Below are 9,445 nucleotides of genomic sequence, written 5' to 3' on the forward strand. Positions count from 1 at the left end.
GAGTCACCAAAACATGATCGTGTCGCCCCTGAATGCCGGTATACCGACACTGGCGCCGTCGGTGAATCCGATGACCGAGCAGGCTGCGCGGGACAATAAGGTCCGCGAAAAAGTCCGCCCGGCCACTGCAAGCCTGGCTTCTGGCAGTGAACCGTCACTGAAAGGCGATGAGAAGCAGATGAAGCGTCCCGGCTGGGATCCCAGTGAGCATCCGGATTATGAAGCACTGGATGTTGCCCATCATCAGGGCTACGGTTATCAGCAGGAATTTGAGCAACTGGTTCTGGCGCTGTCGGCTGACAATTATCTGAAAGATGTCAGCGAGCTGGGTTACAGTATGCACATCCGCCTGCCCCGGGCACTGCTTGAAGAGCTGGGGAAAATCAGTCAGATGGAACGCGTACGCAGCGTGATCCGTTTTAAATATGCACAGTCGACGGTGCCAAATCCACCGACGGAAATGCTGAAGATTGTCTGAGCGCAGCGGATATAAAAAAGGCGGGTCGAAACCCGCCTTTTTTGTTTGTTCCGTGTGAATGTTATTTCTTCGCTTTGGCAAACGCCGCAGCAAAAGCACCACCCATGGCGTTGTTACCCGGTTGGTTGTCACGTTGCTGGCGGGGCGCATGGCGCTGGTTGTTCTGACGGGCGCCGCCTTTCGGCTTGCGCTCGGCTTCCTGACCCGGCTCATCGCTCAGGCGCATCGACATGCCGATTCGCTTGCGCTGCAGGTCGACTTCCATCACTTTCACTTTCACAACGTCACCGGCTTTCACCACTTCTCGCGGATCCGAAACAAACTTGTCCGACAGCGCAGAAATGTGGACCAGGCCATCCTGATGAACGCCGACATCGACGAATGCACCAAAGTTGGTCACATTGGTGATCACGCCCTCCAGCACCATGCCCGGCACCAGATCCTTCACCTCATGGATGCCTTCGGCAAAGGTTGCGGTTTTGAACTCAGGACGTGGGTCACGGCCCGGTTTGTCCAGCTCACCAATGATGTCGGTCACAGTCGGCAGGCCGACTTCTTCTGTGGTGTAATCGGCTGCTTTCAGGCCGCGCAGGAATTCACTGTTGCCAATCAGCGCATCCAGCGGCTTCCCGTTTTTAGCCGCGATGTTTTTGACGACATCATAGGACTCCGGGTGAACCGCCGAAGCATCCAGCGGGTTCTTGCCGTTCATAATCCGCAGGAAACCGGCACACTGTTCGAACGCTTTCGGCCCCAGACGCGGCACTTTTTTCAGCGTGGTGCGGGCATCAAAGCGGCCGTGCTCGTCACGGTAAGCCACGATATTGCTGGCAATAGTCGATGACAGACCGGCAACTCGGGTCAGCAGGGCAGGTGAGGCCGTATTCACATCCACACCGACGGCGTTCACACAGTCTTCGACCACGGCATCCAGACGTTTCGCCAGATTGCTCTGGCTGACATCGTGCTGGTACTGGCCCACACCGATGGATTTCGGATCGATTTTCACCAGCTCCGCCAGCGGGTCCTGCAGGCGTCGGCCAATGGAGACTGCACCGCGCAGCGACACATCCAGATTCGGGAACTCGTTGGCGGCCAGTTCAGATGCGGAGTACACCGATGCACCGGCTTCGCTGACCATGACGCTCTGAACCTTCAGGTTGTTGTCTTTCAGCAACTGGGCGACAAAGCTGTCTGTTTCACGTGAAGCAGTCCCGTTCCCGATCGCAATCAGATCGACATTGTGTTTGGTGATCAGTGCCAGCACCGTGGCGGCCGACTGAGCCACCTGTTTCTGAGGCTGATGCGGATAGATGGTGGCGGTATCGACCAGTTTACCTGTGCTGTCGACGACGGCCACTTTACAGCCGGTACGAAGGCCCGGGTCAAGTGCCAGTGTCATGCGCGGACCGGCAGGTGCGGCCATCAGCAGATCTTTCAGGTTATCCGCAAAGACCTGCATCGCGCCGTCTTCAGCTTTCTCGCGCAGGGCCGCCATCAGCTCGGTTTCCATGTGCATCAGAATCTTGATGCGCCAGGCCCAGCTGATCACCTGCTTGCGCCAGCTGTCTGCTGGCTGGCTGCCCAGATTCACGCCGTAGTGATCGGCAATCATGACTTCACAGTAAGAGCCGCGCACACCTTCTTCCTGATTCGGATCGGCATTCAGTGCCAACTGCAGGACGCCTTCATTCCGGCCGCGGAACATCGCCAGTGCCCGGTGTGACGGGACCTGAGACAGCTTTTCATTGTGCTCGAAGTAGTCTTTGAATTTCGCGCCTTCCTGCTCCTTGCCTTCCACTACACGGGCGGTCAGCTCAGCATTGGATTGCAAGTGGCGGCGGATTTTATCCAGCAGGGCTGCGTCTTCCGCGAAACGCTCCATCAGAATGGCACGCGCGCCGTCCAGCGCGGCTTTGGTATCGGCCACACCTTTGTCGGCAGACACATAGCTTGCCGCACTATTTTCCGGATCGTTTTCCGGTTGTGACCACAGCAGGTCAGCCAGCGGTTCCAGACCGGCTTCAATCGCGATCTGGCCCTTGGTGCGGCGCTTGGGTTTATACGGCAGGTACAAGTCTTCCAGCCGGGTTTTACTGTCGGCCGACAGGATTTCGGCTTCCAGTGCCGGGGTCAGTTTATCCTGCTCTGAAATCGATTTGAGGATTACCTGACGGCGGTCTTCCAGCTCGCGTAAATAGCCCAGACGGGACTCCAGATTACGCAGTTGGGTATCGTCCAGCCCGCCGGTAACTTCTTTCCGGTATCGGGCGATGAAAGGGACGGTGTTGCCGTCATCGAGTAGCGCCACGGCTGCGGCAACCTGCTGCGTGTTGACATTCAGCTCAGACGCAATCAGGTGATTGATACTCGCGGTCATAGAATTCCTTTGGATACAGTTTTTCTCAGGTGGCCCATCTAACCATAATTCCGCACGTCAGTCAGCGTTCTTGCGCCCGCAATATGTCAGGAGTTTGCCAGCTTCGCGGTCAGGTGTGATCTTTGTGCAGGCGTGAACGGCTGTCTATTCACAAAAAGTGGGAAGATATTTCATCCGCCGGGTCTCTGGTCAGAAGAATAATGGTGAAAAATACACTGTATTTTTGAATGTGGGGTGAAGGCTCATCACGATATTTACGTCAGCAGGTTATTTATTTTAGATTTGTCTTAACTAATGTTGTGGTTTTAATTTTGTGAATATTATTTCTATTTTGTTTCGATTTTATTTTTATGTGTTCATGTAAATAAATTTTTTCAGTTTATTCCGAATGATTTTTTTGATTACTCTGTAATTAACCATACCTAATCTATTTTTATGCACACCAATAGCAATATTATTTTTTATTCATGGGTTGATATGCTGCTCATCCGAAAAATGAATGGCACATGACAGCGATATTGTGCTCTCGGGAGCTTGTCGTGTTTGTGGAAACAGGGGGAATCTATTTCAGCGCAGAGTTGAATGATTGAGGCGTGATGAGATTTTTAGTGTCTGAGAATATTCAGCCTTATTTTGTTCTTTGTAAATATATTCTGTTCGGGGAATCATGAAAAGTAACTGGTATTTTAGAGCGTTGATATTTTGTTTGGGGTGAAATGCGACTCACTTCATTGAATTTATTAAATGTGTTTTTTCATTATTGACAGAATGTCTGGCAAAAGGCATTTCTTTTTCGCACAGATGCAGCACCAGAAATATCGAACTCCCAATAAAGTAATCACAGTAAAGAATTAATTTGAACAAATCTGAAACCTTATTGGTTTTCGGAGAGTTGTACATTGCAGTTGTTCTGGTGTTGCTTTGTCACCCTGTATTCCAGACTCAATGCAGAGATGAAAATGATCAATCGGATGCTTTCGCGGTGATGGCCGGTGTCCTGGAATTGTGGCGTTTCATCTGCATAGCCATGGCTGCAGTCATCAATATTTATTCGCTCCGCTGATGAAAACCAGTGCGCAATGAATGATTCATGCATTAGAAGGATATTATTTTGTTTCCTCAGACTTTTTCTTTGCACCCAACTCAAGAAAACATCTTTTACGATCAGGCGCTGACTCCATTGAGTACTCGGTACAATGTCGGGGCTTATACGTTAGCAAACCATATTGATCCTCTGATTCTGCAGCGTGTCTGGTCACTGTTGGTGGCGAATCTGGATGCACTGCGTCTCACCTTCAGTGTTTCTGCTGATGGTGAGGTGCGGCAAACCCTGTCACCTGAGACCGGGGACGATACAGTTCGTCTCGTGGATTTCAGTGCCAGTCCGACGCCTAAAGCGGATGCAGAGCTTTGGTTGAGCCAGGATATGGCGCAGCCATTCGACTATCTCGGAGACAACCTCCATCAGCTGACGTTGATCCGGTTGGACAATCAAATCTGTTATCTCTTTATCAAACTGCACCATTTAATTTGTGACGGTCTGGGGATGTACCAGCTTCAGCAGTATGTACACCAGCTTTATCAGGACATTGCGAACCAGCAGAACCACGAGTGGCTGAGTGATCTTCCCCAGTATCAACCCGCTGTTGAGCGAGCCAGAGAATATCTGAATTCATCCCGATGTCAAAAAGATCAGGACTATTGGACGGCGTTTCTGCAGCAGCATGACATGACTTGCCTTTCCGCTCGGTATTCTGAGAAAGGGAGTCATTATTCAATCCAGGCTTTGCCGGAGTCATTAAAGTTTGCAATGCAGGATTACTGCGAACAACACGGTGTGACGATGCAGGCGATGTTGTTTGGCGCAGTGAGTGTGGTGCTGTCACGGATGATCGGTCAAACTGAGCTCTGTTTCAGTACGGTGACCCATGGCAGGCAAGGACATCAGGGTATGCAGGTTGTCGGGATGCATTCAAATGATTATCCGGTTGCGATGACGGTGACACCGGAGGCGGTCAGTCTGGATTATATTCAAGCTTGCATGCGAACACTCAAAAGTGCCTTGCGTTATTGCAGATACCCGGCAGCCCACCTGAGTCGGCTCGCGCGTGAGCATGGAGCAACGCTACCGAATGTAACCATAAACTATGAAGCTTTTGCTAAAGAAAGTGTAGGACATCATCTCACGCGAGTGTACGAGCAAGATATCATTCAGGCACTTTTACTGAGACTGAAAGATTATGGTAGTGACAGCCCGTTCGTCATATCAGCCCATGTTCTGGATGCTTTTTTCACACCAGAAGAAAGTCAGGCGTTTATCGGGCGGGTGGTGAAAGTGTTATCGACCTTGATTGAGCAACATGACACGCGTATCCGTGAGATTGACTTGGTTTCAGACTCTGAAAGACACACCCTGCTGACCACCTTCAACCAGACGGAAGCGCCTTACCCGCAGGACCAGAGTCTGGCGGCGCTGTTCGAAGCGCAGGTGGCACGAACACCGGACAACATCGCACTGGTGTTTGAGGGGCAGTCCCTGACTTACCGTGAACTGAACAGTAAAGCCAACCAGTTGGCACGGCAGATCCGGCAGACATACCGGGCGTCTCATCAGGCCGAATTGTCTGCGGACACACTGGTCGCGCTGTATTTGGATCGAAGCCCGGAGATGGTGATCAGTATGCTGGCGGTGCTGAAAGCGGGGGCGGCTTACGTACCCATCTCGCCGGAATATCCGTCGGAGCGTAGCGCATTCATTTTAGAAGACACCAAGTCGCCGCTGGTGATCACTCATGGCCCGCAGCAGGCGAATGTCGACGCTCTCCTGTCGGGCGGACATGCTGCGCAGATGCTTCTGGCGGACAGCGATGCGTTGCAGACATTGCCGGACAGCAACCTGGGCAGCGGGCCGTCACCGGCCGATCTGGCGTATGTGATTTATACCTCGGGAACCACAGGCCAGCCGAAAGGGGTGATGGTGGCGCATCAAAATGCCGCACATCTGATTCAGGCCCAGCAATCGCTGTTTCAGACGTCGCAGCGCCAGTATGCCTTGTGGTTTGCATCCTATGTGTTTGACGCCTCGGTGTGGGAAATATTTGTAAGCCTGACAAGCGGGCTGAAGGGCTATCTGTGTGCTGAGCATGAGCGGAATGCCACACAAGTGGCCGAGGTGATTGAGCTGGAGGGCATTGATTTTGCGACCCTCCCGCCTGCAGTGCTGTCACTGATGACAGAACGGACCTTCCCGTCACTGTCGGTGCTGATTTCGGCTGGGGAGTCTCCTTCCGATAGCCTGCTTGCGCATTTCAGCCAGCACAGTCAGGTTTTTAATGCTTACGGACCGACTGAAAGCACGGTGTGTGCCAGCGCGAAGTTATACCAGCCGGGGGATATCGCCAATAATATCGGTGCGCCTATCAGCAATACCCAGCTGTATGTGCTGGATGAGCATCAGCAGCTGCTGCCGCTGGGTGCGGTGGGTGAGCTGTACATCGGCGGAGCCGGTCTGGCCCGGGGCTACCTCAACCGTCCGGCACTGACGGCGGAGCGTTTTATTGCCAATCCGTTTGCGACGGATATTGATCATGAGAAGGGGTATACCCGGCTGTACCGCACCGGGGATCTGGTGCGCTGGCTGCCGGACGGCAACCTGGAATATCTGGGCCGGAACGACCATCAGGTGAAGATCCGGGGTTACCGGATTGAGCTGGGCGAGATTGCCAGCGTGCTCAGTGCTGAGCCGAGTGTGCAGCAGGCGGTGGTGGTCGATCTGGACCGGGAAGGTAGCCAGGTACTGGCGGCCTATGTGGTTCCGACTTCAGAAGCGGTGGATACCGAGGCGCTGCGCCAAAGTCTGTCGGCTCAACTGCCGAAATATATGGTGCCGGGCAGTATCACACAGATAGAGAAACTGCCGCTGACGATTAACGGCAAGCTGGACCGCCGGGCATTACCTGCGCCGGTGTGGGTGAGTGAAGACAGTTACCGGGCGCCGCGCAATGCAATGGAAATGCAGCTATGTCAGGTTTGGCAGCAGGTGCTCGGGGTTGAGCGGGTCGGCATTGACGATAACTTGTTCCGGTTAGGGGGAGACTCGATTCAGGCGATTAAGCTGACGGCGGCCATGCGTGCCCGGCTGAATACAGATGTGCCGCTGGCGACACTCTTTGCTCAGCCAACAGTGGCGGGGTTAAGTGCACAGCTGAATGCTTTGTCGGAGATGATTGAGATCCCGGCGCTGGCATTAGAGAGCTATCCGTTGTCCTTTGCTCAGGAGCGGATGTTATTTATTGAGGACTTTGAACAGGGAACATCCGCCTATCACATTCCGCAGCTGTTCCAGTTAGCGAGCGCAGATGTATTACCGGCACTGTGTCAGGCACTGCACATCGTGGCAGACCGCCACCCGGTGCTCAAAAGCGTCTATGGCTACGATGAGCGAGGCGTGGGTTATCAGCGTGTTGGATCTGATGCGTTGGCGGTCACGACGACGGTTCTGACCGATGATGCTGCACTGGAAGCGGCTGTCCGTGCCGACATCGGCATGCCTTTTTCCTTGCGGGAAGCCCCGGGGATGCGTGTGCATCATTACGTGGTGGACGGGGATGAGCATCAGGAAGCGCAGCATTACCTGTTGATGCTCTGGCACCACATCGCAATGGACGGCTGGTCTGTTGAAGTCTTCTTCCGTGAATTCAGCGAAGCCTATCAGGCGCTGCTGGAACATCGTGCCCCAAGCCTGCCGAAGTTGCCGATCAGTTACGGGGATTATGCGCACTGGCAGCGGGAATACCTGCTGGGGGCGGTACGGGAACAACAGCTGTCTTACTGGCAGGATGCGCTCAGCGGCTATGAGACACTGAACTTACCGACGGACAAGCCAAGGCCAGCCGCACTGGATTATGCAGGGCAGAACCTTCACTTCAGTCTGCCTGGCGAGGTCTCTACAGCGCTGAAAGCGCTGGCCAAAGCCCGGGGGACGACTCTGTATACGGTGCTGCTGAGTGCCTTCAGTGTCTTGTTGTCGAAGTACAGTCATCAGGAAGATATTTTACTGGGAACCCCCACGGATAACCGTCATCACAGCCAAACTCAAGGGCTGATCGGGATGTTTGTGAATTCTCTGATACTGCGGACGCAGGTGAAATCTGGAGATACCATCGCAACATTGATTGATGAGACTCACGCCGTGGTAACCGGAGCCAAAGCCCATCAGGACCTGCCGTTCGAGCAGTTGGTGGATGCGCTGGGCGTAACGCGGGATCCGAGTCGTCATCCGCTGTTCCAGGTGATGTTCAGTATGCAGTCCTTTGATGATGGGGGATTCAGTCACAGCAACTTGCCGCTGAGTCCGGTCGCTGCGACGGCAGTCGATTTCAGCCCGGCGAAATATGATCTCAGCCTGTTCCTGGAAGAAGGAGAGAACGGGGGGCAGTCAGTGATCCGTGGTTCATTGAACTTTGCGACCCGCCTCTTTACGGAAGTAAGTATGTTCCGCCTGCTGAGTGGTTATCAAAAGCTGCTGACGGTGTTTGCGGAGTCATCGGAGACCCGGATCTGCGAAATTGACCTGCTGTCTGATGAAGAAAAACACACTCTGCTGACCACCTTCAACCAGACCGAAGCGCCATACCCGCAGGACCAGAGTCTGGCGGCGCTGTTCGAAGCGCAGGTGGCAAGAACGCCAGATAACATTGCGCTGGTATTTGAGGGACAGTCCCTGACTTACCGGGAGCTGAACAGCAAAGCGAATCAGCTGGCGCGGCAGATCCGGCAGGTGTACCGGGCGTCTCATCAGGCAGAAATACCGGCTGATACCCTGGTGGCGCTGTATCTGGACCGCAGCCCGGAGATGGTGATCAGCATTCTGGCGGTGCTGAAAGCGGGTGCGGCCTACGTGCCCATCTCGCCGGATTACCCGGCCGAGCGGAGCGCGTTTATTCTTGAAGATACCCGGGCGCCGTTGCTCATCACCCATGCACCGCAGCGGGCGATCGTCGACGCTCTTCTGTCAGGCGGACAGGCTGCGCAGATGCTGCTGGCAGACAGCGAAGCACTACAGGCATTGCCGGACAGCAACCTGGACAGCGGACCGTCACCGGTCGATCTGGCGTATGTGATTTACACCTCGGGAACCACGGGTCAGCCGAAAGGGGTGATGGTGGCGCATCAGGGCGTGGTGAATCTGGCGTACTTCATGCGGGACAGTCATCAGCTGAATCCTCAGGCGAAAGTGCTGTGTTTTGCAAACTATGTGTTTGATGCATCCGTTTATGAGCTGTTCCCGTCCCTGATGTTCGGATGTGAGTTGCATCTGGCTACATCGGTGATGCAACGTGATGAACAGGTGCTGCTGGATTATATGGCTGAGCATGAACTGACGAAGGCTTTCCTGCCGACCGCGTTGTTCAATTATCTGGGCGAAAAGCTTGCCGGGACGTCCCTGAAAGTCTTGCATGTGGGGGGAGAATCGCTCAATCCGCTGGCCCAATTGCCGGTAGAAACCCTTTTCAATCAGTATGGTCCGACTGAGGCAACGGTCTGTGCGACTCAGAAAGCTGTGCGTCCGAATGACGTGAGTATCG

The 9,445-nt window shown here is 53.9% G+C and carries 3 protein-coding genes; 2 read left to right on the forward strand and 1 reads right to left on the reverse strand.

Going from position 1 to position 9,445, the window contains the following annotated elements; all coding sequences use genetic code 11:
- Positions 1 to 13: 13 nt before the first annotated feature.
- Positions 14 to 478, forward strand: a complete 465-nt coding sequence (locus SPK40_RS19010; RefSeq protein WP_248144511.1) for an ATP-dependent Lon protease — start codon at positions 14 to 16, stop codon at positions 476 to 478.
- A gap of 61 nt (positions 479 to 539) precedes the next feature.
- Here SPK40_RS19010 and SPK40_RS19015 read toward each other — a convergent pair whose 3' ends face one another.
- Entirely contained in the window at positions 540 to 2,858 is a 2,319-nt protein-coding gene (locus SPK40_RS19015) for a Tex family protein (protein ID WP_330961545.1), read from the reverse strand.
- Between the two features lie 1,180 nt (positions 2,859 to 4,038).
- Between SPK40_RS19015 and SPK40_RS19020 the strand changes: the two genes are divergently transcribed.
- Positions 4,039 to 9,445, forward strand: a 5,407-nt coding sequence (locus SPK40_RS19020; RefSeq protein ID WP_330961546.1) for an amino acid adenylation domain-containing protein, incomplete at its 3' end; no start/stop codon positions are given.

Source organism: Photobacterium sp. 53610 (assembly GCF_036409375.1).
In the GTDB taxonomy this organism is placed as follows: Bacteria; Pseudomonadota; Gammaproteobacteria; order Enterobacterales; family Vibrionaceae; genus Photobacterium.